Source organism: Actinobaculum sp. 352 (assembly GCF_003957265.1).
Taxonomy (GTDB): domain Bacteria; phylum Actinomycetota; class Actinomycetes; order Actinomycetales; family Actinomycetaceae; genus Asp313.
In genome coordinates this window covers 87,842-113,180 of sequence record NZ_RQSN01000001.1, presented here as the reverse complement: position 1 = coordinate 113,180, position 25,339 = coordinate 87,842, and the positions used below count along the sequence as shown (strand labels likewise).

Sequence of the window (25,339 nt, the reverse complement as noted above, 5' to 3'; positions counted from 1 at the left end):
CGTCAATCACCTCGCTTGGCTAATTGCCCTCGGACCGCGCGCAGCCCTGCGGGCCGTTGCAGGACCATCGAAATCACTAGCCATGCGAAGAGGCATCACGAGTCACTCTAGGGCGATTTCGCCTCAATTGCCAAGGAGTCCACCCCATCACACGCGGCAGGGCAGAGGCAGGCACCCAATCAGGTCGGCGTAGTCGTGCCCCGTCGTCACATACGGCGAGGCAGCTTACATGGCCTGCCGTCATCCCCGTACCTTGCATTCGTGTCGGCCGCAGACGCGAGCGCTACAAGTAGCCTCCCCACACTTCGTTAATGGTGAGAGATGAACTCGCATCAGTGGCAGTCGTGGGACTAAAGGTGCCCACTGTCCCAGAACGGGCCCCGTCGATGCCCAGCGGAGGGCCTCAGCGGTCGATGATGTCCAAATCCCGTCCAAACGAGGAAAATATTGAATGGTTCAGTTTAAGGACTGGCGGAATGACGCGGATCTCGCGGGCTGCTTGGACCGAACACCTTTCGTTTGGACGGGATTTGGACACATCCGCGGCCGACTGCCACCGACTCCGTGAACTGGACGCTGCCCCACTACACATTTCCGCAGCACACTCCCGCATACGCTACCCAATCCCGTGTTTACGCCAGGACGGCGACGCCAAGCCGAACCACCACCTACGCAGCCATGTGATCGACCCAGGCGAGTGTTGACCCGCACATCGGACCACGCCCGCGAGTGCCGCATTTCCCGAGCTAGACTGCTACAAAGTCATAGCCACTCACCGAGAAGGTCACCATGCGCCTATTCCGGAAAAATACGCCTCAGACGCCCGAGAACACCGCCATACCCACTACACCTGTGCCGCCTCCTTCGGCCACCTCCGCCTCAACTTCCGGGGTTAGCCTCGTTCCGTCATCCACCCCCCCCTTGTCACTCTCCGGACTCGACCCATACGCCGACGTTACCTTGGCCGACATTACTCACGTTCGAGTCGCGGACCTACAAGTGGGCGATACCCTCCTTTCCTTCGGAAATCCAGAAGGCCCTGCCACAGAGTTCCCCTGGACGATGTTCAGCTTCAACGCCGCCGTCACCCGCGTCTGCCGCACACGGCAAGAAGCTCTTCATTTCTTCTTCGACGACGGACGGCATCTCACTACCGCGGCCGCCCAACACTTTGTCAGCGGCGGCAAATGGGTGCAAGCACAGGACCTCGCCGTGGGCAGCGAGATACCCGTCGCCATGTTCGCCGCGGGCCCCGAGAGCAACGCGGTCGCTTGGGGTGGCACCTGTGAAGTCACCGCGATTGAGCCGCTGGGCGCCATTGACCTCGTCGACGTCGAGACGTCCACAGGAACTTTCTTCGCCATCGGCTTGGCCATGGGCTGCTAGTCCGATCCAACCGCGAGCTGCTAGTTCAGTCTAGCCATGGACTGCTACGAACTCAGGCTGTATACAAACCCGCACCACCGCGCGCTTCTCCGCCCGGTGCGGCATTCAACATGCCGACCATTGCATGGACAGATCGCCATCTGCACCGATCACTGGACGGCCTACGCCAGAACCAGCACCGGCGCTTCGGAAGGGCACGACCGTACTCTCGCCTATCATGCGATTGCCTGCTGCAGCTCTCTGACGCTAATCGGCAGAGAATGTCCCGACAAGAGCATCGTGTGACCGGGAAGTGTTAACAACTTGCCGGCCAGGCTCCTCGCCAGCTTGCGCTCATCGCCCGTGGGGAAGATTGTCAGGCCCGGCCCTCCCTCGTAGACCGTGTCGCCCACAATCGCCGCCCCGGCCTCCTCGCAGTAATAGGTCACCGAGTCGTTCGTATGACCAGGGGTATGCAGCACCGTCATGGGCTGCACAAACGGAAGTTCCTCCCCCTCCGCCAGGAACTCGACGCCGTCGAGCGTACGGGGCCGACCGTGGCGAGCCGACAAGTTCAGATCCGGGTCGCCCAGGTAGGCCGCACTGGCACTGTGCGCCAGAATGGGTACCTGGAATCTCTCCCGCATCGCGGCTGCGGCACTGAAATGGTCGAAATGGCCGTGCGTGAGCACGACGGCGTCGATTGTCCACTCATGTGCGGTTACCGTCTCCGCGATCCGTTCTGCCTGCGCACCCGGATCAATGATCACAGCGTGACGCGTCGGCTCATGCACGATGAAGTACACGAGTGTGCGAAAAACTTCCGTAACCGCGATCGAGTAAATGGCGGTCAACATCAGATGGCGCACTGATCCGGGCCGCACACCATACCCTGCGGCTCGCTCTCGGATTTCTCAGCGGCGATCGCTATCGCCTCCTGCAACACGGCTACCATCTGACTGGTCGGCTGGCACCCTTCGATGGCGTAGGTCCCGTCGACGACGAAGAACGGCACTGCGTGCACACCCAAGGCAGCTGCTTGATCTTCATCAGCACGAACCTCATCTGCGAATTCATCGGAGTTGAGCACCCGCTCAACATCCTGCGCCGGCAGTCCGGCCTCCGCCGCCAATTCGCGCAAAGTGGCATGATCTGCCAACACGCGATTATCCACGAAATAGGCTCGGAAGAGGATCTCTTCCAGGGCTGTGTTCCCCAGACTCTGCGCCAACTTGGTCAGGCGGTGCGCGTCCAGCATATTCGTGTTCAATGTGGTTGCATATTTGAAGTCGATGCCCTCTGCGCGCCCGAGTGCCGAAATGCCGTCGATCCGCTGCTCTGCCTGTTCCATGGTCAGGCCGTATTTGTGTGCGAACCGCGCCAGCGTCGTCGTCGTGACTTTCTGCGGCGCGTCCGGATACAGTTCGAATGACTTCATCTCCAATTCCACAGCTTCCTGTGGCGCGACGCGTTCCACGGCCTTCTTCAGGCGCGTTTTTGCGATGTAGCAGTATGGGCAGGCGTAGTCGGACCAGTAGGTGATCTTCATGTCATCTCCTTTGGAATCGGTTCTGATCCTGATCCTATGTTCGTGCTCGGCAAATCGGTAGTACTGTCTTTTTCTGGAGTACTATTCGCGCTATGATCGGATGGCGAGCCGTTGGTGCGATGCCCGATCGGGCTTGTCAAACAGTGACGTGTGCCCGCGGAGCGCTAGGACGCCCAAGACTGGCGCGAACAGTAGCTGGCGTGGCACCTGCATGTGCCCACAGAGCGCCAGGGCGCCTGAGACCTATATCAACCGGATTTTCTTCCAAGCAGGACGAAGCGAAGGAGGCCACACATGGCAAGGAAGGCGGCTACCCCAGAAGATACCGAGACCACTTGGTGCCCGGCCATCGTTGCACTGCAACGAGTCATTGGCGGGAAGTGGAAGATTGAGATCCTCTTTTACATCTGCCTTGAGGGCATCCACCGTTTTGGTCAACTCAAACGTCGATTGGGCGATATTTCGGAGTCGACTTTGTCAAAGCAGCTGCGCGAACTGGTTGCTGACGGCTTCCTGGAACGCGTTGATTTTGGCGAGGTCCCGCCACGGGTGGAGTATCGCCTCACCGAGCGCGCCGAAGGGTTCACCCCAATCCTCCAAGCGATGTGGGACTGGAGTGAACACTCCTTCGACTTCTCCACCTCGGAACGAGAACAAATGCGTGCCTATCGCGAAAGGCTAAGCACTCGCGGATAAGGCGACGGCGCACTCGTTTGCCGTGGCGAGAGCAGCCCGGCCGTGCTTCACGCCCTGTCGCTAGTCCAGACGCTTGACGAATACGGCGTCGCCGTTCCTCGCTTCGCAACCTGGCGCTTGGATATATCCCCGCTTCCGGTAGAAGTCTGGCGCAGTATCCGTCGTCAGAATGCTGGTATGTATCCCCTGCCGCGCGAAGTGAGCTTCCGCCAACCCGAGCAGAGCTGCGCCGTGCCCGCCGCCACGGACGTCCTCGGCAACCCAGAATTCTCGTATGAAGCCGCAGGTCTCCCGGAAGAACCAGCTCGTGAACTCGATGGGTTGGAATTGAATGAATCCGATGTCCCGCCCGTCAGCGGCGGTCCTTAGGAGAGCAGTGTTCGAGCCTTCGTCGTTCATTTGCCGGAACAGGCGGCCCCAATCCGGCACCTCGATGCCCAACTCGGCGAAGTAACACTGAAAGGCAGCCGCGAAAATCGGCTCTGTGAAATCGGTGATCAGCCTATCGGTATGACCGGTGGCGTAATGAACTGTGCTGTTGCCACTTTCTGGCAATGTCATGATGATTTAATCCTCCGTCATTGAGTGGAGGGTCAAATCCCGTGGACCCTCCTGACACGCATGCTCTTCATGCCAATCACCCCTTCGTTCACATGGGTATTCTTCGTCGGCTTGAGTAGCAAGCCGTGAGTATGTTCTACCGGAATTCGCCTACCGGCTGCAACGTATTGCCCGGGGCAACGGACTACCGGGGCAACGGACTACCCGGCGAAACGGACCACCGAGACAACGGACCACCGGGTCAACGCGGCCACCGGGTCAACGCGGCCATGTGCTCCTCTCTGATGTCAATAGAGAGAAACTGACTACGGAGTCTCGGTGACTGCGGCTAGCAGCGCGTCCCACGGCCAGTAATGCAATCGCCAGTAATGCAACCGCAGTAATGCGCCCACCTTCTCCAGCTCACCGACTTCGACCAGGCCCTAGTCGGTGTTGTAGGTCGAATCCGTGAAGGTGCTGACAACGCTCCTCGCAAGTCTCGTTGATATAACTCCATCGAGACTCCGACCAAGGAGAACGCGGGTTTCTCAACTCGTAAAGTCTGCCAGCCGCCGTCGCGCCGAAACCGACCCCACGGAGTGGATTGTGTAGCGCATACCAACGAAAGTTCATCGTTGGTCTTTCCGACGAAACAGAATTCATCGTGGAGCGCACCAGGCGGCAGCTCGTCAGCCCTACGCGCCGAAAAGCTTGTAGAGAGCACACGCAGTTTCAGCTCTTGTTCCTTCTGTCTCCTGCTCGTTCACCGCGGCGCCTGCTAGGGGGACCGTCGGCTTCACCATGGAAGTCTGCCTTGAGGCGGTTTGGTTGCAGCCAGATGGCGCTGGGTGGAGTTGGACTCCGTGAAAGCCTGCCTCATGGTGGCCCGGTATCCGCACTACGGCAGGAGGCCTTCTTCTACTGCCGGAGCCGGGGCATCAGCCCGCCGAGGCAGCATTCTCGAGGCACATCAGCACGAATTCGGTATACGAATCGGCGAAGTTTCCCCGCACGGCGGGCAGACCGGCGGCACTAATAGCGGCGCGCGTCATCGGCGAAGAATGGAAGTGGTTATACAGTCCGGGGGCCTGGTACAACAGGCGCAAGTAGAGTTCAAGAGCAGCTTGCGCCGAAATGCCACACTGGCGGGAGAGGATCTCGGTGATTGGCACCGTCATCTCGGCGAAGCCGCCTTTAAAGTCGGTCAGTCGCTCTGGGGTCACATTCGACTCGATAATCGATGTGAGAATCTCCTGGTAGCGCAAGAAGCCTGCATGCTCCTCGGTCACATGTGCCCATATGCGCGCAAACTGTTCGGTCGCCAGCGGCGCAGCAGACAGTTCCTGTTCCAAATGTGCCAACCAGTCGCGGTTCTTCTGCGAGTGGAGCGCCAGGAAGATCTCCTCCTGTGTGGCGGCGTACTTGTAGAGATTCGAACGTGACCATCCGAGTTCGGCGGCTATGCTTCCCATCGTGATCTGATGGTATGGCCGCTGGTTGAACAATCCGTCAGCAGCATCCATGATCGCCTGCATGCGCTCGCTCTTCTGTTCGGCTGAGCGGGCCCGGAGGTAGTCGGCCATACAGTTCTCCTTCGTCACTGAGAATCCTAACAATCCCCTTGCACGGTGGCGTAGCATCTCCTACCATAAATTAGCGACAGACTGTCACCTACATTGGTGTTGGTCTCGGCGTAAGCGCAAGTCCTCTCGGTCTGACCGGCGAGGCGCGCTGGGTGGCATGAGCCATACGGTTGAGAGGCATCGGCGGTTAGGGACATCGGTGAAGAACATCGAGCAGCCGAGGCACCAGAAGAAGCCATCAGAACTAGAGAAGGGTGCATATGATGCCGGATAAAGAAGTCGTACTACTGTGCGGAGCCGGGCAGATCGGCACGGCAATCGCCCGCCGCGTCGGCTTTGGAAAGGCAATTCTCGTGGCGGATAAGTCTCTGGACAACGCCGAGGCGATTGCCTCGACCATGCGCAACGCCGGCTTCGACGTCGAATCCTATGAAATGGATCTTGCAGACCGCGCCTCCATCGTGAACGCCATCTCTCGCGCACAGGAACTCGGATCCATCACTACCCTTATCAATGCCGCAGGGGTCTCCCCCAGCCAGGCACCGATCGAAACCATTTTGAAAGTGGACCTGTACGGCACAGCCGTGTTGCTGGAAGAGGTCGGCAGGGTTATCGCCCCGGGCGGCGTGGGAGTAACGATCTCCAGCCAATCGGGCAAGCGCATGCCGCAGTTGACCGCCGAGGAGGATCGCCAATTGGCGACGACGCCCACGGAGGATTTACTCTCACTGCCGCTGCTGCAGCCGGAAAACGTCCGCGATACTCTGCACGCCTATCAACTGGCCAAACGGTGCAATGAGAAACGCGTCATGTACGAAGCCGTGCGCTGGGGTGAGCGCGGAGCTCGCATTAACTCCATCTCCCCCGGAATCATCGTCACTCCGCTGGCCATTGATGAGTTCAACGGACCGCGGGGCGACTTCTACAAGAACATGTTCGCCAAGTGCCCAGCGCAGCGCCCCGGTACCGCCGACGAAGTCGGCGCACTGGCCGAGTTCATTATGGGACCGCAGGGTGCATTCATCACCGGCAGCGACTTCCTGATCGACGGCGGCGCGACCGCCAGTTACTACTACGGACCACTCCAACCCCAGGAGGCGTAAACGCATGTCGAAAGGTGATGAACAGCGACACCGCGATGAGGCCGAATGCGCCCAGCTCTATCGCGACCTGTGGGAGACATCAATAAGAAAGGATGCCAAGGCCATTTCGGAGCTGTTGGCAGAGGACTACAGCTTGGTGCATATGACGGGCATGCGCCAGCTGAAAGCCGCCTACGTTGCGGCCGTCCTCGACGGAACGCTCAACTACTACAGTGCCGAACATGAATCCATCGATGTAACAATCGCCCCTGACGGTCGGTCTGCGTTCATCCGTGGCAGGTCACGCGTGAACGCCGCAGTGTTCGGAGGCGGAAGGAACACATGGAGACTGCAGCAGGACCTCACGGCCCGCAAAGAGGGCGAGCGCTGGCTGCTGACGGAGTCTCGCGCGTCAACGTACTGAGGTATTGACGCCTCATGAGGTATCGGAGCACCGTGAGATATTGACCTGCCTGAGGTGTCGACGCGCTTTAGGGCATCGACGCGCTGTAGGGCATCTACGCGCTGTCGCCAGCAAGCCGCCCCTCGCCGATTCTCCGGGTCTTCCGCAAAACTCCGCGATATACCCGGAAAATGGAGGAAAACCCGATGATTCGAGAGGAATGGGCCGTAGCATAGGGGACTTGCGTAGCCATGGGAGCCAGGATGCAGGAAGCAGACGAAACACGCGCATATGTCGCGGTCACGATGGACGATTTCGTTCAGTGTGCTTATCTGCTGGAGAAAATCCACCGCATCGTGCACCGTGCGCAGCGGCGCAGGGATCCAGATAACCGGGCATATGCGCTGGCTATTACCTTTGCCGAGGAAGGCATTGAAGAGATGCTCAATGCTCAGCGCATGAAGCTGTACTCGTACCTCACCGACGCCGAGAACGAAGCCTTCGAAGAACTTTGCGCTTCAATGGACCGCCCACTGCCCGACGACGAACCGCATGCAGCGCTGCGAGAGAAACTGCGCCCCTACCTCTGGCACCAGGTTGACCCGGAGAAACCCGGGGCGTGACAGTTGCACTTCCGGGCACCCGTGCTGGGATCACAACCCGAGCTCGCATCAACGGGAAGTCGGCGGCCTCCACGAACGCAGTTTCTCCGCTCGCTGGTCCAGATAGGCGACGAAATTGACCAACTGACTTACTCGATCAGGCGGCCATGAACTTCCCACTTTCGCAGGCACGCTTCGCAAAAACTCATGTTCTCTACGGCAAGCTTCCTCAGTTTTCTCGATAAGCCACGAGGGGATTTCTTGCCCCTTGCTGTATGGCTGCCACTTCTTTTGCAACAGCGCCAGTGCCTCTCGACTGGTCGTTGGCCGCGCGGGGTTATCAAAGTGTTGCAAGAACCATCCCTCGATCGCAGGCGATTGAATCGCACAGCGGTGCGTATCGGACTCCGCCAGCCATTTTTCAAGTTCGTGTAAATGGACGGCATTCTCATCTGCATCGCACAGAATCCAGATTGCCCGGTGACGATCTGAACGTCTCCATTTGCGCTCTTCTAGTCGAGCACTGTTAATGAGATTGACGAGAGAAGTCTTCAGTCCGGAGCGACCAATAGGTTGCGCGACGAAAAGATCCTTATACCGATACTGCAGCAATGCTTTGACATACTGTACCTCCGTTAATCCCTCAGCACAGAAGAAGACTGGCTCGCGCGGGAGACGTGAACCCGGCGTTACACCCTTTCGGACGCTTCGCGGTCGACTCTTGTTCTTCCTTGCCATCGCGTATCACACCCTGGGTACTCCGCCGATGCGTCCAGACATATAAAACGACAGCAGGTCAGCATCCTTGCGCACTCCAACGTCGGCAAAATCGGAAAGCCTGGTCAAACGGGACTCTCCATCAGCTTTGTCGGCCAGCCAAATCTCGTCGCGACGCAAGAGCCCCGAGCGCATGAGCTGGATCTCATGCGTTGTGAAGATAAGCTGACGGCGGTCGTCATTATCCAGAGATCCAAGGAAAGACGCGATGAACTCTTCCGTCAGTTTGGGGTGCATGGAGTTTTCAAGTTCGTCCACCACAAAGATGTTCCGTGCATCCTCGTCACGCAATTGGAAGAGAATCGGCAGTAGATTCATGAAGCGCTGCGTGCCGTCGGACTCTTCCCGTAGCGGAAGTTGAAAACCCTCGTCATACTGATCGGGCCCTGTTTCCACTTCGTGAACAGCAACAAGCCTTCTAACAATCGGCATGCCGTCATCGGCCACAGAAAGCAGCGACCAATCCCGATTGTCCGTGCCGATGACGAAAGAGCCGCCCTTGTTTCGCAGCGCTTCGACAAGCTTCTTCACGTCCGCTGCTTCAAGGGGAAGGGCGCCGACTTTCATGTCTTCAAATCCCAGCCGTGAGATACCGGTATCTGCCCGAGTCAATCCTTTGTTCATCGCTTGGGCGAAAACTTCATCTGCGTCAATGCGCGCCGGAAGGTACACATACTCGGAACCCGGATGGATGATATTGAGCTGCTGCGCGAACCAAGAATACGCAGCAGCCACGATACCTTCGCCGACGGCGCCAAGAGCTCCAAGGAAAGTGGCATTGGGAGCGATTATGGCCGCGAAGGCATTTGCGTCGCGATTCCCATCGAGTTCCCCGTAGAGGGTCACATCGTCACCCGTGCGTTCAAACAAGTACTGCTCATTCTGAGATTTAACCAGCACCAGCGATTCATCATGAATCCGGCGCTGATCAAATAACACCTCATAGAGGAAGACCTGCTCTCGTTCACGCCCGTTCGCGCTTTTGACCGGGGCAACGAACTCGATTGCGAAGCCTGTCGGTTCCGTTTTCCCTTTCGGAAGGAACGGAGTCACGTCTAGAAGCGCCTCACGCTCACGCGCTTCGACCACTAAGTTCCGCAGCGCCTCCAAGGCATCGACAAAAGTTGACTTGCCAGCGGCATTGGCACCATAGATGGCGGTAACAGGAAGCACACGAGAGCGCCCCATCGCGGCGACTCGTTCCCCATGACGCCGCTCTCGGGTCGCCACCATGGAGAACTCAACGGGCTCGTAGTAAGACTTCCAATTCTGAAGACGGAAGAACCGCAACATTGCATCCTCCTATCGGTCACGACAGCCACAAAAGCGGTTGTGGCAAATTTTCTGCATCAAATGTACAAAATCGGCGCCGCGTTGTCCAGCGGTTTCATGTGATCTCTGCTGCAGCATTCTTTCCGCACATCACGCCTTTCGATGTAATTCTTGCGTCCACGTTGGCGAGTTTCCTTCACTCGGACCGTTAGGAATGCTCACGTGCCGCAAAGACCCGTCGTACCACCGCGACTGCGTTGAGCACTCGTGGAAATCCGGTATAAGGAACGCACTGGATAAAGCAGCCGATGATCTCTTGCCGCGAAAGACCCACGTTCAGCGCGGCGTTGATATGAACCTCCAGTTGCGGCGCCGTATCGCCCTGAGTGCACAGACTGGCGAGTGTGACAAGCTCACGATCACGTAATGAGAGGTCAGGCCTGGAGTAGACATCGCCGAATGCGAACTCGACGATGTATCGGCCAAGGTCGGGAGCTACGTCCTCAAGGGCCTCCACAACCTCCTGCCCGGTATTTCCATCCACCTCCCGCAAAGTCTCCATTCCTCTTTCAAATCGATTCTTCTCCTCCATGTGGTAACTCCTTTGCTGGTGTCGGACGAACGCTCTCTGCGTAATCGACACTGCTATGCTCTTACCTGAACCACGGTTGAGGTCAAGAGAACCTTCGCAGAATTGGTACCGTGTGGCGGTCACCTCTGTTCGAGCGTCAGCGCTACACCGCGACCAACGCTGAGCCATGGCGTAGCAGACTCAGCGTCAAGGTAATTCGAACGGCCACCTCGGATATCAATAAGACGAAGGATCCCATGGAAATCGGCGAGTTCTCTACACAGGTCGGGCTGCCCACCAGCACGTTGCACTACTACGAGCGCTGTGGCCTTCTCTCCCCCGCCCGCAACAAGTCAGGTCACCGCGACTACTCCTCGCAAGACGTCGCCTGGGTGCAATTCATCTGCCGCCTCAAAGCAACCGGCATGCCACTTGCCGACATTAAGCGCTACGCAGATCTCCGTGCGCGTGGCGATGAAACGCTGGCGGAACGAATGGCAATGCTGCATGAGCATCGCAAGAATGTTGAGCAGGAAATAGCCCGCTGGCAGGAAAACCTCGGCAGGCTCGAGCACAAGATAGACCACTACCAGAAACTGCTCAAAGCCAGGCCGAGCGGAGACCACACGGAGGGGAGTTAGGCCAGGCCATGCGAGGTGCAGATCGGGCTGAGCGAAGTACGGACCGCGCCAGGGCGGGGCCAGGTCGAAGAGGAATGTCGAGGTGACGCCGTAGCGTCTAGCCGCGCGCCCACGGGCTGCGTGTACGGCGGCGCCACACTGACAATTCGTGCGAAACTAGTGCGCAAGCACAATGGAGGAGCAAAGTGATGCGACGACGGAACTGCTCGGTACAGCTCTGAGGCAACACGCTGTATCGAGGAACAGAATGAGCGGTGAGCTGCGATAGGCACCGGCGCGGCGGAATGATCCCCCGACACGGGTACTCACCCGCTGCCCGCACGCCACCCACTTCGCAGACAGTATGCGCCCACGGGGTAGCGCGCCCCACACGGGTGGCATGCCCCACCGAGACGTTGCCCGAGCTGTACCGATCAAAGGAACAGTCAGACTTCTTTTGAAAGGGCAGACATGAACATTGATGAATTGCGCGTATCCTGGAAACGCGAAGAGGACGCCGCCCACATCCACGGTTGGGATTTCTCGCATATTCATGACCGGTACACGGAGGAACACGATCTTCCATGGGATTACGAGGCGATCGTCCGAAGCTATGTGCGCGACGACACCGAGTTGCTGGATATCGATACCGGCGGCGGCGAGTTCTTACTCTCGCTGAATCACCCGCATACGAGAACCAGCGCCACCGAGGGTTACCCACCGAATGTCATCCTGTGCCGGGAGACCTTAGTGCCTCTGGGGATCCACTTCGCGGAGTGCGACAATGCCGCCAACATTCCGTTTCGCGACGGCGCCTTCGACTTGGTAATTAATCGCCATGGCGACTATGACGCGGCAGAGACCTGGCGGCTTTTGCGACCCGGCGGGCTGTTCGTCACCGAACAAGTGGGCGGCGCCAACGATGCCGACCTCGTGGAGATGGTCCTGCCGGGCACGCCCCAGCCGTATCCGCATCTGTATCTGGATAAGCAGCGGCGGGAATTTGAAGCGGCGGGCTTTGAAATCATCCAAGCCGAGGAGGCCTATCGGCCGATCGTCTTCTACGACGTCGGCGCCTTCGTCTGGTTCGCCCGCATTATGGAGTGGGAGTTCCCCGGTTTCTCGGTGGACCGTTGCTTCGATCAACTGCTCACCATGCAGCAGATGATCGAGCGCGACGGCGAGGTGGCGGGCACCATCCACCGTTTCCTGATTGTGGCGAAGAAGTAACCGGAAGCGGTAAGCAAGAAACGGTAAGCAAGAGGCACTAGGGAAACAAAGCCCGCAGGAAGGCAAGGCACGGAGCCGGAATCGGGAACAGGGCAACCACTCGCATCCGCAATTCCCGGTTTTGGCGGGGCTTGGCCTCACGGTACCCACCGGTAGCCGCTGCGGTCCGCGATTCCCACCATAGGAACGGTGTTGCGCGGCGCCGATCATGCGATAACCAAATCGCCTCGACGCCGCGCAGCACTCCCCTATCGCTTTACGGCTGGCCCTTCCGCTTCACAGTTGGTCCTCCCGCTTTGCAGTTGTTCCTTGCACTATGCGTCTGGCCCTTCCGCTCCACGGTCGGCCGTTCCGTCTCGCGGTTCGACCTTCCACTTCGCGGTTGCTCCTCCCGCCTTGCGGTTATCCCTTCCGCTTCACGGCTGGTCCTTGCGGAACTCGCGGATCATGCGCGCGAGGAATCCGAAGTCCAGATGCACATGCTCCTTGTCGTTGTCCACATGGATACCGTCCCAGCCCACATGCACCTCTTCACCGCTCTTGGAGTCACGGACGTGCACACCCCGCGTGAAGCTGACATCAACATAATCCTCGTCCGGGTTGTCCGGACGCTGCCAGGTGCCGCCGCTCGCATAGTCCTCGGAACCGTCGAAACCATCCGTCCCATTACCCTCTGCACGGGATTCAAATGCCGCGTGGGCATTAACGTCGACATACGCCGCTTCACCGTCTGCCGCCTCGGAGGTGCCGGGGTCGACGTCGTCGGAAACTCCTGCCTGCCCAGGGACGCGACCGCCAGCAGCTGCGGCCGAGAATCCCGCCGAGTCTTCGGCGGACCTCCGGCCGAGTCCACTTTCCTTCGTGCGGGATGCCCCGAAGGTCATGTTCTCCGGGTCGGCGAATAGGAGTTCGTCAACGGTCACGCCATAGAGCACCGCGAGGGCGATGAGGTTGTCCGTGTCGGGAGACGATTCCGCGCACTCCCATTTCGAGACAGCCTGCCGCGAGACACCAATTCTCGCTGCCACCTGTTCCTGCGAGAGGCCGGAAGCCTTCCGGTACTCGTAGAGTCGTTTCGCGGTTTCAAGTTTCATGAACTAAGCCTTTCATTGTCGAGCTTTCCGATGTGCTCGTTGGTCATCAGTTGAGCAGCTGCACACCAATACTCGCCTTACCACCCCGGTTGCGGCTACCAACTTCAGCTTGCACTTTTGCCTGCAACCGGTTGCATTTTCCGCCGCAACCGGCAGTTGCGCGGGAGGGCTCAACCATATCGCAAGACAGCTGTAAGCACCTCGCATCAACTCCGCACACGCCGAACCAGCAGCGACGCCTCATAGGCTCGGCCCCATTCACTCCATCGACGCCGCACACACGGGACAGTCGCCGCGCTGATTGCGGACTGCAGACGGGCCGATCGAAGCTACACATGCGGAAGCAGCACCTGCTGACGAACGGCCCACCCACGACGCACACCTCAAGCAGCAATGATCACGCCAAGCCGCAGTGAATTGCGCCCAGCTGCAATGAATGCCCGGCCACGGCAAACGCGCCCGAATATGACGAGGGCACCGACGCCACCTGCGCCGGTGCCCCGTCAGCGCCCCCAAAGAAGGAGCCACCCGTCAGATTTGCAGCATGTACCAGTTGGTCACGCCGATCTTCTCGATCAGTTCGAGCTGCTGCTCGCCCCAGTACATGTCTTCTTCTTCGTCCTTGTAGTAATCCTTGAGAAGGTCGTAGGTTGTGTAGTCATCCTTCGCCAGTTCGACGATGTCCTTCAGCCAGGCCAGGCCGTCACGCGAAACCTGCAGGTCATACTTGACCCATTCGAGCGCATCGGTGTAGGTCGGTGTTGCGGTCTTCGCCTCGTTGTTCACTTCGCCGCCGAGATCTAGAATGCGGTCAATGCACTTCGTGGCGTACTCACGCTCTTCTTCTGCGTGCTCCGCGTACTTTTCCTCCAGCTTGGTCAGCCCTTGGCTGGCGAAAATCCTCGACTGCAGCGCGTGCCCATCGGCCTGCTGGAATACGGCCGTTACGATCTCTTGCAGCTTGGCAATGAGCTGTTCTTTGTCTGCCATGTGCTTCCTCCTGCCACTGTTGGCCAGATGTCTACCTGCGCCGTGCCATGCTACCTGCGTCAAGGCTCTCTCACTGTGTTTCAGGCCATCTTCCGGCCGAAATGAGAAGAATAGCTCGAAGTCTCTCATCCGTGCCCGCCGCTAGCCCACCACAACCTCCGCGGTACCAGTCGTGATCACCCGGGAAGGCACCGCACTCACTCCCGGAACCCACCGTCGAGCAGCGTTCGCGGCCACGGATAGTCGTCGTCGCCGACGTGCGCCATAATCGCGCCGCCATCGCGCGCGTAATCCCAGGCAGCAAGATCGTATTTGTCACGGAAGTGACGGTAGAAGGTGGCCGGTGACCGCCCCGCTCCCGCAGCTATCTCGCCCACGGTGATCTTGTCGACGTCGCGGCGCACGGCCAGCGCCCGAAAAGACGCGGCGAAGGCCAGCTTGGTGTCGAGGTTAGCCACGGGTGCGATTATCCCACACGGCGCGACGACGTCGGGCATCGGCGGACTCTTCGCAGGCGCCATTTGCTGCCCCGCAAGCGACTCATATTCCCTCCGTGCACCGCGCCCTGCTGGCTCCACCCGGCGAGCCCGCGCCAGCACGCACAGCGATTGATACGGGCGTCGCTCAGTCTGCGCGCTCCACACCCCACCCCACGGCGCTCAGTCGTCAGCCACGATTGCCTTGTACAACTGGCGCCGCAACACCGGCTCTGCCCCTTCGAAGTTCTGCATCATAAAGACTGCAGCCACTCCAAGCGACGGGTCTACCAGGCAGAAGTTCCCGCCTGCCCCATCCCAGCCGTACTCTCCAACGTGGCCATTGACTCCAAGCGCGCGTGCCTGCGCCGGATCGACGAGGATGCGCAGCAGGTTTGAATAGCTGTACCCGGGCACTCCCGCGCCCACACCGTCGGCCGCTTTCGCGTCTAATTGGGCGTGGTCCAGCTGCGGGGTCCGCATGAAACGAATTGTTTCGGGACGCAGGATGCGCACGCCGTCGAGCTCACCTTCGTTGAGCAGCATGTGAAGGAACCGCGCGTAGTCGCGCGCGGTGGAATAGCAGCCCCCACCTGCGGCGAGAAAAGCGGGTGGTGCCGTGTCGATCTTTTCCACAGCCGCCATGAATGTGAGCACGTCTTCACTGCGCGCGTCCCGGATCGGTGTTTCGACCTGTGTAACGCGTGTGAATTGCGGGTCGCGGTGCCATGCCGTTGCGACTCGATCAATCTTGCTAGGCGGCACATAGAAGCCAGTGTCGATCATCTCGAGGGGTCCGAAAAGGCGCTCCTCGTATAAGGCGTCGAGGCTCTTTCCGCTGACTACCTCAAGTACACCGCCGAGCAGGTCGGCACCGGCACCGTATTCCCAGCCCGCACCGGGATGAAAGCCTCCGGGCACCGCCGCCATTGCCCGGCAAGCGGACTGCGTGGTGAAGGGAATGCCCGCCGCAGCGCGCGCGATCTGGTCGGCTTCCAATAGTTCCATGCGTCTTTGCGCCGGGGACCCCGGGAAGGGATAGGGGATGCCCGATGTCATGTTGAGCAGGTGTTGGATGGTCAGCGGTGTTTTCTCAACCTCGACTCCTCCCCCGGCGTTATAGGCGAGGTGGTTGGCGAATTCTGGAAAGAACTCCGCCACTGCATCTTGTAAGTGAAGAACGCCTTCCTCCACGAGCTGGAAGGTGATAACCGAAGTGAAGAGCTTCGTCATTGAGTAGACCTTGTAGATGCTGTCGACCGTATCGGCACCGTAGCCCGTGAGGAGTTTCACCTGCCCTTCTTTGATCACGCAGATGGATGCGCCACCAAGGCTTTCGGCGTCGATGGCGGCCTCGATAAGGGAACTGATCCCGTGATAGTCATTCATGGTATTCCTTCTTCGCCGTGGGCCTGAACAAGCACGTCAGGCCGGGCGGACTTATAGATAAACGATAATGCGCCGGTTCGAGCACAGAAATGCTCATGGGTATTGACTCGGTGACGCGAACAGAGCCGCAGCGGCAGCACACTAGGCCGCAGCGGCAACAGTGTTGCGTCGCCTGGACGATGTAACGGCCACAATGCTCATAATCACCGTGAAAATGAGGAATGCGACCGTGGAGATGAGCATGACGAGGTGCGCACTGCCATCACCCACCGCCGCCGCGATTCTGGGCAGTACCAGCGGCGAACAGAAAACACCGAGATTAAGGCTCAGCATGGCGACCGTGGTTGACGTGCTGACGACTTCCGGCGGGCTCACCTCTGCGACACGCGTATAGGCGTAGGGAACGACGAGGGCAAACGCAACACCGGAGAACAGCCCACCGGCGAATAGCAATGTCGTGTTCGAGCCGTAGGCCAGCGCGGCGAAGCCAATAATGTTGCAGGCAAGTGCAAAGGGCAATGTCCATGCGCCAATGCGCTTGCGTATGGCACCGAAGAAGATCGATACCGGGATGCCAATAATCGTGAAGCAGCTGTAGATGGTGGAGGCGATTGTCGACGCCGTCGTCTGGCTGTCCCCTGCTACTCCGGATTCAAAGACTCGGTTCCCCAAGGCGTAGGCCATGGGAAGTTGGAAGATGAAGAAGCAGAAGAGGAAAGCACCCAGTCCCCATACTGCTGCTGGTACACGGGGCCTGCCCGCAGCCGCGGAACTATCTGTAGATGGTTGCTCGGTTGCGTCGCTATTTCTTGCGGCGACGACGTCGTCAGCCTGCCCGGTGGCTTGTTCGTCACCTGTTTGTGCGGCGGGGTAGCTACGGTCGGCGGTGCCGGCCTGGCTATCGCCAACCGCGTTGGCACCCTGTGTATCAGAGTCGTCTTCCTGTCCGTCGTCGAGACGCACGAACAATGTGAAGAGCACCAGCGGTACCGCAGAAAGCAAGTAGATGGCGAAACCCGCCTGCCATCCCATCACCACCAGGAAACCGGCCACGAGTGCGCAGAGAGAACTGCCGATGCTGCCGATAGCATTTTCATAGCCGATCATCCGGGCCAGCTGATCGCCTTTGTAGAAGCGGGACAGCAGGACGACGATCAGCGGCGTGTACATGCCGAAGAAGAAGCCGAGCAGCAGTCGGCTCACGTAAATGGGCACGAAAGTGCCGAGGACCATGGGCGCACATCCGGCGAGGATGCTGCCAAGTAACCCAACGATGGTGACTCGGCGTTCTCCGAATACCTTGCACAGTATGGGGCTGAGGAAGAGTCCCACCAGGCAACCGAGATTTGGGACTGTGGATAGGGAAGAAATCGACGTGGCATCGACGTGCGGCATGGCTTCCGCCATGGTGTTGAGAATGCCGCCGATCGATTGCGCCGTCGCCTGCATGACGGCGATGGACAGGATCGAGACCTTGAAGATCAATCTATCCTGTTTTTGTTGTGCCATGGGATGCACCTCCGTTGTTCGAACGTCGTTGTTGGATGAACGTTGTTCGTAACGGTAGGCGGGTTGGCGGCACGATAGGCGCCTGCCTGTCACCAGTTTTAGGCGCCTAGTCACCTGTAGGCGACGGCATGGGCGCCCGGACCGTACCATGAAAAGCAGTGAGCGAAGGGAGGTCACCGTGGAGGAGACCGCGGCGCATGAGGTAGTCATTCCCACCGACCGGCTCAGCGTGCGCCTTGTTCTCCATACCGGAATCACACCGGAGAGCTTCCAGCCGCACTGGCACAGTTCCTTCGAGATCAACTGCATGCTCAGATGGCCGGAGTCGGAAGTTCTGGTGGGCGGGAGAACGTGGCGCATGCACACCGGCAGGATCTGGCTCGCGAATTCTCAACAGATCCATGGTGAACGCACGCTACACAACGACCCGCTGCGGCGCGCGGTCACAATCCTGTACCCCTACCCCTATCTGCGGCGGGTATTTCCCGCAATCGACGCGGGGCGTTTCGAGCTTAACGACGTCGAGGGGCTCACGGCTGAGCAACTGTCCGCCTATCACCACCTGCTGTATCCACGTTTCGCCAAGCTGGCCGAACTGTTGGCGAGGGACGCCGAGCCCGCGCCGACGCATTATCTTCAGTTATCGTTGCTGCCGCTTGAGATACTCAATATCCTCGCGCAGTCTTTCTTCATTGCCGACGTCGAAAGGCCCCGCACCCTCGCCGCAGAGCCGATAGTCCGCACTCATCGGATCGTCGACTATGTGGAGGAACATTACGCCACGAAGATCCGACTTGAAGACCTTGCGGATTACTGCCATCTTTCGCGGGGATATATGGCGCGTTTCATCAAGGAGCACCTGGGGTACACGCTATCCGAGTACGTCGCCATGGTCCGCGCCGAGCACGCTCGCCAAGATCTGCTGGCACGGCGGGGGACGCAGTCGGAGGTGGCTGCGCTCAATGGATACTCCGGGCTTCGGACCATGAACCGGCAGCTGCAGAAGATCTTCGGCCGCACGGCGAAGGAGATTCTTGCCGATGCGGGAAGCGGTACGTCCGGGGAAGCAGCCGCGCGTGGAGCACGGGAGAGCACGGCTGGGCAAGCACCCGGGCGTAGAGCATGGGAGAGCACGGCCGGGCCATCAGCCGGGGATGGAGTGAGCGAGGTACGGCTGGACCCCCGTCTGGAGTGAGCGAGAGCCGCAGCCATACACTGGCGCGGGGATATCGTGACGAAGTGGCGGCTTAGCCCGCATGGATTACAAACCATCAACGTGAAAGGAATGAGTCAGAATGAACCAAACGCCTTCAGTATCGTCGGCAGGTTCGTAGGCGGTGGGGAGCACACAGGTGCCGAGTTACTCGGGAGCATCCGCAACGTCACAAGCAGACCTTGGTTCCGCAGCATCGGATGCGAACTCTGATTCTATAGCAGCGGCAGGCCGGCCGAAGTTCGGAACCATCGAGGTAAACGGTCTGGACGTGTTCTATCGCGAGGCAGGCACAGCGGATAAACCGACATTCCTGCTGTTGCATGGCTTCCCCAGCTCAAGCCATCAGTTCCGCAATCTCATACCGCTACTGGAGCAGGACTTTCATGTGCTGGCGCCGGACTTCATTGGCTTCGGGCGTTCCGCCGCACCGAAGCACACGGACTTCGCCTACACGTTTGAGCACCTCACCGATTATGTGGACGGCTTCCTGACGGCGATGGGCGTGGAGTCTTTCTACCTGTACGTGTTCGACTACGGTGCACCGATTGGGTTCAATCTCTGCCTGCGGTACCCGGAGCGCATCCTCGGCATTGTGAGCCAGAACGGGAATGTGTATGAGGAGGGGCTCGGCAAGAAATGGGTGGCGCGCGCCGAGTACTGGAAGAATCCGACTCCCGAGTTGCGCGAGCAGTTCAAGAGCGCCTTCGCGCCGGAGACCATCAAGGGCCAATACGAGGGCGGGGAGGCTAAGGGGTCGGTGCCGCCGGATGGGTACACGCTCGATATCTTCTACACGCAGTCGCCGGATTATGCGGAGCGCCAGTCGGACCTCATATTTGACTACCAGAACAACGTGGCCAACTATCCCCGGTACCAGGAGTATCTACGCACATATCAGCCCGAGCTGATCGCCGCGTGGGGTAAGAACGACCCGAGTTTCATCTATCCGGGGGCGGAGGCTTTTCGCCGAGATGATCCGAATGCCGAGGTGCATCTGCTCGACGGCGGCCACTTCGTACTGGAGACGCATTGGCGCGAGATCGCCGCTCTCATCCTGCAGCGGTGGGGGTAGGTCGTATTAGGGCGTTGAGATCGAGGCGATCCCACGGCGGTGGGCAGAGCGGCAATCTCGCGGCGATGGGCAGCGCGGCGGTCCCACGGCGGTGGGGATAGAGGCGATCTCACGGTGACGGGCAGAGCGATGGGAGGCTGCGTGGTGGTGACGAGCGCGTGACCTCCCCCTCGAATCTCTCCGGTATAAAGAGGGCTTCATACAGAAAGTCCGCGAGCAGCGGCCACTCCTCCGACCGCATGCGCCTGACCTCGTTGTCCATGAAGTGGATTGTGGCGGTGAAGGTGGCAATAGGGCTTTTGTTTGTATCAATGCGGAGGCGCCAGGACGGTTTGAACGCATGCCCACGCCAGCTGTTGACACAGCCAAATGATTATTTGGCTGACATGATCGTTGCGTTGCAAGAGAATGCTGCCGCGCGAGGATCAACGACAGAACGTCGCGCCGACGAGTTCTTTTCTATACACATTGGCAAGACACCGCCACGCAAACAAAATGAGTGGTTCTCCCTTAAGAATGCGAGCAACGTCATTTGGATGTCGATCAAGGACATGGGGCAAGCGGACGCCTACCTGATCACAAGCTCGGAGTACCTGACTAATGAGGCGGTTGAGAGGTTCAATATCCGCCGGTGTCCACCGGGATCCATCCTCTTGAGTTTCAAACTCACAGTGGGAAGAGTCGGTATCGCCGCCGACGAAATGGTCACCAATGAGGCGATCGCATGCTTTACATCGGACGATCCGCGAAGGCTGGCCTACCTGTACCCCTTGCTGTTAGCGTACGATTACGGGTCGTTGGGGAATACCTCGTCGATCGCCAACGCCGTGAATTCGAAGGTGATCAAGGCTATGCCCTTGCAGCTTCCCGATGACGGCGTACTTGATGAGTTCTACAACAACGCAAAGCCTATCTATGACCTGATGCTGAGCAACACAAAGGAAAAATCTGCGCTCGAGCAAACACGCGATGCGCTGTTGCCGAAACTCATGTCCGGCGAGATTGACGTCTCGGAAGTCCAGCTACCTACGCGGCCAAATAATCATTTGGCGTGCTGTTCTGCATCGCAGCCAACAGAATGTTTCCATCGCCTCTCGTCGAAAGGAATCGTGATGGAAACCGCTATCAACCTCGTTCTCGCCCAGATGCAGCCAATTCTTGACAGCAGCCAATTCAAACGGCTCGGAGAAGCACTTCGCTTCGCCTTTGCGCCCACACATGAGAGCACCACCGACCTTCTACACCTGTTTCTAACCGCTAAAGAGGTAGAGGGGTGTTCGATCAGAACCATCGCATACTACGAGAGCACCATTCGGCGCATGGTCGAGACCGTTGCCAAGCCCTATACCCAGATAGAAAGCGACGACCTACGAAGATATCTCAGCGACTACGAGAACACACGAGATGCCGGAAAGGTCACCATCGACAACATTCGCCGTATCCTGTCGAGTTTCTTCTCCTGGCTTGAAGACGAGGACTACATCGTGAAGAGCCCGATGAGGCGCATTCATAAGGTGAAGACCGCAACGCTGGCCAAGGAAGTACTAAGCGACGAGGAACTCGAAGCGCTGCGCGACGGTTGCGATAACGTCCGGGACCTCGCCATCGTCGACATGCTGGCGACAACCGGCATGCGTGTAGGCGAACTCGTCAGACTTGACATTGCCGACATCAATCTACAAGAACGCGAGTGCATCGTCACTGGGAAGGGCAGCAAGCAGCGACCCGTCTACTTCGACGCGCGCGCGAAGCTCCACTTGCAGGCATACCTTAACACCCGCGACGACGACTGCGCGGCTCTGTTCGTGTCGCTTGACTCGTCGGCAACCCGTCTGAGTATTGGAGGGATTGAATCGCGACTGCGACATATTGGGCGCTCGGCTGGAGTCGGACGGGTGCATCCGCATAAGTTCCGCAGAACTCTCGCGACCCGTGCAATCGACAAGGGGATGCCTGTCGAGCAAGTGCAGAAGCTCCTCGGGCATGCGAGAATAGACAGCACCATGCACTACGCGATGGTGAACCAAAGCAACGTGAAGGCTTCGCACAGGAAGTATTTGGAATGAGACTCGGCGACGTTTGCGCCAAGATCGGCAGCGGTGCCACCCCAAAAGGCGGCAAAGAGTCATATAAGGCATCTGGCATCCCCATCATTCGCAGCCAGAACGTCCTCGATTGGTCATTCAGTAGTAACGGCCTTGCCTTCATTGACGACGTTCAAGCAGCAGCGCTAAATAGTGCGGAAGTCAAGCCCGGCGATATCCTCCTCAACATCACCGGCGATTCCGTAGCACGCGCATGCCTGGTTCCAACCTGGTGTACTCCCGCACGAGTCAACCAACACGTGGCCATTGTCAGGCCGAGCAGCAAACTCAACTCAACCTTCCTCCTGTGCTACTTGCAGTCAAACAAGGCGTTATTACTCAAACTCGCCTCGTCGGGTGCAACACGCAACGCTTTGACAAAACGAATGATTGAGGATTTGGAGATTCACCTCCCGTCTGCTGACACACAGCGGGCCATCGCATCGCTCATCGAAGACATCCAGCAAAAGCTGGCACTCAATCGGCGGACAAATGATTATTTGGCCGCGTAGGTAGCTGGACTTCCGAGACGTCGATTTCACCAGACATGAGCTTGGGCAGCAGTGTATCTCTGATCTCCTCGAGCCTTGTTGACTCCTGCTCATTGCTTTGGCACCTAGCAATGATTGGATCCACAAACTCGCAGAATTCATCGATACTCTCGACGCGGGGATTCGGCATTGGATAGCTCAAGGTAGCTTTGACCTGTACCCTCTGACGGCTGCCAGTCGAACCTGTTATGTGAGCCAGCAGGTACTCCAAGAACCTTGGGCTATCAATCGCCGCGTAGTAGAAACTCTTGTGCTCGGGTCTGCGGGGTTTGTACACGATGAACTCGGTGGAACACACCGATCTCGTGGAAGTGCAGAAAGGAAGCCAAAGTCGTTTCGTCGACGGGTTGAGTTTAGAGATCAGGATGCAGTCATTGTCTATGACATATTTGTTGCTCTTGATTTCATCAGCTCGTTCAAAGACTGGCCTGCGCTTCTCGTCGAAAGCCGGGATGCTAAAAAGCTCCCATGTTTCACCAAGGTGTTCCATGGGCGCAATCGACATGGTCGATATAGTCAAAACATCGCTCAGATCAGTTGTGGGCGTTCCTTCTCCGAAGCGATGATCAAATTCAGCGCGAACGAGCTCGGCCAAATAATCATTTGTGCGTCTCGCGAGCATCTGCAGTTCGAATATAGCGTCCAGCAGCGAGACAATCTTTCCCTGCACGTCCAGAGTAGGGAGAGGGATCTCGATTCTTGATAAGTCATCGGGATGAACACGAAAGACCTTCATACCCTTTACGTACTGCCTGAGCCGCAGCTTGAAACGTGGTGAGTGCATGAGGTAGTTGAGGTATGCAGGGTTCAGAAGGTCGCTTCGTTCAACGTGGACGATAGTGGTCTCAGTGCCAGCAACAGCGGGCACGCCCCTTGGGTTGTTAAAGAGAAACGAGTGCCCAAGATCGTCAACGGTCTCAGATGTCAAGACGTATACAATGTCCTGGTCACGGAGCCGTTGCTCTGCCTTGAGGCGCTCACCAGCCCGAATGCAAGGAATAGGCACTTGTGGCCGATCAACATCGATGCGCAGGTCAAATCCCTTGTAGAGTTCACCGTAATGAATGTATAGGTAATCTCCCTTGTCATACATTCGCGCGCGCGGCACGCTGGCGCCGCGACTGAACGAGCAAAGCTCACCGAGCGTCTTAGAATCCATACCCAATCGCCCCCAAGTTCTTGCGGATCTGCTCCTGCAGGCGGTTCGACTCCTCGAAGCACTTTGCGAGTTCGCCAGTCAAGCGCGCCATCTTCTCCTCGAAAGGCTCGCCGTCGTCTTCCTCATCCTTTATGCCCACGTAACGGCCAGGTGTCAGGATGTAGTCCTGCTTCGCTACATCCTCGATGTCCACCGCTGCGCAGAAGCCCTTCTCGTCCTCCAAGTCACCCCTGCGGAAGGCATCGAATGCGCCCGACACCTTGGCGATGTCCTCGTCAGTAAGCTCACGCAGTCTCCGGCTCACCATCGTGCCCATCTCGCGGGCGTCTACGAAGAGCGTCTTGCGTTGGCGGTTCGGCTCCTTGCTTATGATCCACAGGCTCACGGGAATGCCCGTGCTATAGAACAGGCGGTCCGGCATGGCAACGATACCTTCGATGAGGCCAGCTTCCACAATAGCCTGACGAATCTTGCCTTCATTGTTTTGCTGCGATGAGAGAGATCCGTTCGCAAGTACCATGCCCATATGACCACCTTCTGCCAGGTGATGGATCATGTGTTGCATCCAGGCGAAGTTTGCATTGCCAGCTGGAGGAACACCGAAGTCCCAGCGCGGGTCTTCCCTCAACTGCTCCCCACCCCAGTCCGAAGCGTTAAACGGAGGGTTGGCCAACACGAAATCGAACCGCTCATTCTTGTGCACATCGTTGAAGAAAGTGTCAGCGTTGTGGGTGCCAAGATCGGCATCGATGCCCCGGATGGCTAAGTTCATCATTGCCATCTTCCAAGTGGTCGGGTTGCTCTCCTGCCCGTAAATGGCAAGATCACCAATACGCCCCCGATGCCGTTGTACAAAGTCAGCCGACTGAACAAACATGCCGCCACTGCCACAGCACGGGTCATACACACGCCCATGGTAAGGCTGGATAATCTCCACCAGCGTGCGCACTACGCTAGCAGGCGTGTAGAACTCCCCGGCATTCTTTCCTTCGGCCTCTGCGAACTTGGAGAGGCAATATTCGTAGGTACGGCCCAGGATATCGCGCGTGTCGCCCTTCTCGGCCATCCGCACGTTGGTGAAAAGATCGACAACCTCGCCCAGGCGGCGCTTATCCAGTTCTTGGCGAGCGAAGTTCTTGGGCAGGATACCTTTGAGCTTATCGTTCTCCGCTTCGATCAAGCGCATAGCATTGTCAATAACCTTGCCAACTTCCGGCGTGTGTGCACGAGCGGCGATAACACCCCATCTAGCTTCAGGAGGAACGAAGAAGATGCTCTTGTAGGTGTACTCGTCACGGTCTTCCTCGAAGCCTTCGCCTTCGTCGACCAACTCCTGGTAGCGATCCTCGAACTTGTCGGAGATGTACTTCAGGAAGATAAGGCCCAACACCACATTCTTATACTCGGAGGCATCCATGTTGCCACGCAGCTTGTCTGCGGCGCTCCAAATCTGTTGCTCAAACCCTATCTCAGCAGTGTTGTCAGCTTTCTTTCGTGCCACAGGTGGCC

The 25,339-nt window shown here is 58.4% G+C and carries 25 protein-coding genes; 11 read left to right on the top strand and 14 right to left on the bottom strand.

All coding sequences use genetic code 11. The features are described 5' to 3' along the window. Positions 1-921 precede the first annotated feature (921 nt). Positions 922-1,386: a hypothetical protein gene (locus EKN07_RS00475; protein WP_126145394.1), complete on the top strand. Its 465-nt coding sequence runs from the start codon at positions 922-924 to the stop codon at positions 1,384-1,386. Positions 1,387-1,601: 215 nt separating this feature from the next. Here the strand turns inward: EKN07_RS00475 and EKN07_RS00470 are convergent, their stop codons facing one another. Beyond that, positions 1,602-2,249, bottom strand: coding sequence for an MBL fold metallo-hydrolase (locus tag EKN07_RS00470; protein ID WP_206435639.1), 648 nt, complete (start codon positions 2,247-2,249; stop codon positions 1,602-1,604). Further along, the gene (locus EKN07_RS00465; protein ID WP_126145392.1) at positions 2,222-2,914 is read right to left on the bottom strand and encodes a DsbA family oxidoreductase; all 693 of its coding nucleotides are present in this window, start codon (positions 2,912-2,914) and stop codon (positions 2,222-2,224) included. Before EKN07_RS00465 ends, EKN07_RS00470 begins: the two co-directional genes overlap by 28 nt. Positions 2,915-3,208: 294 nt before the next feature. Between EKN07_RS00465 and EKN07_RS00460 the strand changes: the two genes are divergently transcribed. Continuing rightward, complete coding sequence (locus EKN07_RS00460) at positions 3,209-3,610, top strand: helix-turn-helix domain-containing protein (protein WP_126145391.1); 402 nt, start codon at positions 3,209-3,211, stop codon at positions 3,608-3,610. A gap of 60 nt (positions 3,611-3,670) precedes the next feature. Here the strand turns inward: EKN07_RS00460 and EKN07_RS00455 are convergent, their stop codons facing one another. Beyond that, positions 3,671-4,171 (bottom strand): GNAT family N-acetyltransferase, encoded by a 501-nt coding sequence (locus tag EKN07_RS00455; protein ID WP_126145390.1) that lies wholly within the window; start codon positions 4,169-4,171, stop codon positions 3,671-3,673. 917 nt (positions 4,172-5,088) lie between these two features. Beyond that, positions 5,089-5,733, bottom strand: a complete 645-nt coding sequence (locus tag EKN07_RS00450) for a TetR family transcriptional regulator (protein ID WP_164505454.1) — start codon at positions 5,731-5,733, stop codon at positions 5,089-5,091. A gap of 260 nt (positions 5,734-5,993) precedes the next feature. Between EKN07_RS00450 and EKN07_RS00445 the strand changes: the two genes are divergently transcribed. From EKN07_RS00445 to EKN07_RS00435, 3 genes are all read left to right on the top strand, one after another. Further along, positions 5,994-6,836 carry an SDR family oxidoreductase gene (locus EKN07_RS00445; RefSeq protein WP_205647320.1) on the top strand — a complete coding sequence of 281 codons (843 nt, stop codon included), beginning with the start codon at positions 5,994-5,996 and terminating at the stop codon, positions 6,834-6,836. 4 nt (positions 6,837-6,840) lie between these two features. Then, the gene (locus tag EKN07_RS00440; RefSeq protein ID WP_108715331.1) at positions 6,841-7,239 is read left to right on the top strand and encodes a nuclear transport factor 2 family protein; all 399 of its coding nucleotides are present in this window, start codon (positions 6,841-6,843) and stop codon (positions 7,237-7,239) included. 242 nt (positions 7,240-7,481) lie between these two features. After that, positions 7,482-7,841, top strand: coding sequence for a hypothetical protein (locus EKN07_RS00435; protein WP_125482431.1), 360 nt, complete (start codon positions 7,482-7,484; stop codon positions 7,839-7,841). Between the two features lie 48 nt (positions 7,842-7,889). Here EKN07_RS00435 and EKN07_RS00430 read toward each other — a convergent pair whose 3' ends face one another. The 3 genes from EKN07_RS00430 to EKN07_RS00420 form a co-directional block, all read right to left on the bottom strand. Then, on the bottom strand, positions 7,890-8,558 hold the full coding sequence (locus tag EKN07_RS00430; protein WP_108715329.1) for an RloB domain-containing protein: 669 nt from the start codon (positions 8,556-8,558) through the stop codon (positions 7,890-7,892). Between the two features lie 6 nt (positions 8,559-8,564). Then, positions 8,565-9,890 (bottom strand): ATP-binding protein, encoded by a 1,326-nt coding sequence (locus EKN07_RS00425; protein WP_108715328.1) that lies wholly within the window; start codon positions 9,888-9,890, stop codon positions 8,565-8,567. A gap of 187 nt (positions 9,891-10,077) precedes the next feature. Continuing rightward, entirely contained in the window at positions 10,078-10,461 is a 384-nt protein-coding gene (locus EKN07_RS00420; RefSeq protein ID WP_108715327.1) for a carboxymuconolactone decarboxylase family protein, read from the bottom strand. Positions 10,462-10,571: 110 nt separating this feature from the next. On the opposite strand from EKN07_RS00420, the gene EKN07_RS00415 reads away from it, so the two are divergent. Both EKN07_RS00415 and EKN07_RS00410 read left to right on the top strand, forming a co-directional pair. After that, positions 10,572-11,081 (top strand): MerR family transcriptional regulator, encoded by a 510-nt coding sequence (locus tag EKN07_RS00415; protein ID WP_206435638.1) that lies wholly within the window; start codon positions 10,572-10,574, stop codon positions 11,079-11,081. A 450-nt stretch (positions 11,082-11,531) separates the two neighbouring features. Further along, positions 11,532-12,290, top strand: coding sequence for a class I SAM-dependent methyltransferase (locus tag EKN07_RS00410; RefSeq protein WP_126145389.1), 759 nt, complete (start codon positions 11,532-11,534; stop codon positions 12,288-12,290). A 416-nt stretch (positions 12,291-12,706) separates the two neighbouring features. Here EKN07_RS00410 and EKN07_RS00405 read toward each other — a convergent pair whose 3' ends face one another. The 5 genes from EKN07_RS00405 to EKN07_RS00385 form a co-directional block, all read right to left on the bottom strand. Beyond that, positions 12,707-13,384, bottom strand: a complete 678-nt coding sequence (locus EKN07_RS00405) for a helix-turn-helix transcriptional regulator (RefSeq protein ID WP_126145388.1) — start codon at positions 13,382-13,384, stop codon at positions 12,707-12,709. A 531-nt stretch (positions 13,385-13,915) separates the two neighbouring features. After that, entirely contained in the window at positions 13,916-14,374 is a 459-nt protein-coding gene (locus tag EKN07_RS00400; protein ID WP_108715324.1) for a ferritin-like domain-containing protein, read from the bottom strand. A gap of 197 nt (positions 14,375-14,571) precedes the next feature. Beyond that, on the bottom strand, positions 14,572-14,832 hold the full coding sequence (locus EKN07_RS00395) for a TetR family transcriptional regulator (RefSeq protein WP_164546563.1): 261 nt from the start codon (positions 14,830-14,832) through the stop codon (positions 14,572-14,574). A gap of 201 nt (positions 14,833-15,033) precedes the next feature. Then, entirely contained in the window at positions 15,034-16,239 is a 1,206-nt protein-coding gene (locus EKN07_RS00390) for a serine hydrolase domain-containing protein (RefSeq protein WP_126145386.1), read from the bottom strand. 141 nt (positions 16,240-16,380) lie between these two features. Beyond that, a complete protein-coding gene (locus EKN07_RS00385) occupies positions 16,381-17,748 on the bottom strand; it encodes an MFS transporter (protein ID WP_164546562.1) in 1,368 nt (455 codons plus the stop codon). 148 nt (positions 17,749-17,896) lie between these two features. Here EKN07_RS00385 and EKN07_RS00380 point away from each other — a divergent pair, with 148 nt between their 5' ends. The 4 genes from EKN07_RS00380 to EKN07_RS00365 all read left to right on the top strand — a co-directional run bounded on the left by EKN07_RS00380 (position 17,897) and on the right by EKN07_RS00365 (position 22,632). After that, positions 17,897-18,943 (top strand): AraC family transcriptional regulator, encoded by a 1,047-nt coding sequence (locus EKN07_RS00380; RefSeq protein ID WP_126145384.1) that lies wholly within the window; start codon positions 17,897-17,899, stop codon positions 18,941-18,943. Between the two features lie 142 nt (positions 18,944-19,085). Further along, positions 19,086-20,036 carry an alpha/beta fold hydrolase gene (locus EKN07_RS00375; RefSeq protein WP_206435637.1) on the top strand — a complete coding sequence of 317 codons (951 nt, stop codon included), beginning with the start codon at positions 19,086-19,088 and terminating at the stop codon, positions 20,034-20,036. A gap of 386 nt (positions 20,037-20,422) precedes the next feature. Further along, positions 20,423-22,102, top strand: a complete 1,680-nt coding sequence (gene xerA, locus EKN07_RS00370) for a site-specific tyrosine recombinase/integron integrase (protein WP_164546560.1) — start codon at positions 20,423-20,425, stop codon at positions 22,100-22,102. Beyond that, positions 22,099-22,632 (top strand): restriction endonuclease subunit S, encoded by a 534-nt coding sequence (locus EKN07_RS00365; protein ID WP_108715318.1) that lies wholly within the window; start codon positions 22,099-22,101, stop codon positions 22,630-22,632. The genes xerA and EKN07_RS00365 overlap by 4 nt, the downstream gene beginning before the upstream one ends. Here EKN07_RS00365 and EKN07_RS00360 read toward each other — a convergent pair. Then, on the bottom strand, positions 22,598-23,830 hold the full coding sequence (locus EKN07_RS00360; RefSeq protein WP_126145383.1) for a restriction endonuclease subunit S: 1,233 nt from the start codon (positions 23,828-23,830) through the stop codon (positions 22,598-22,600). The two genes, EKN07_RS00365 and EKN07_RS00360, sit on opposite strands and share 35 nt — an antisense overlap. Next, positions 23,820-25,331, bottom strand: coding sequence for a class I SAM-dependent DNA methyltransferase (locus EKN07_RS00355; protein WP_108715316.1), 1,512 nt, complete (start codon positions 25,329-25,331; stop codon positions 23,820-23,822). The genes EKN07_RS00360 and EKN07_RS00355 overlap by 11 nt, the downstream gene beginning before the upstream one ends. Between the last annotated feature and the right edge of the window lie 8 nt (positions 25,332-25,339).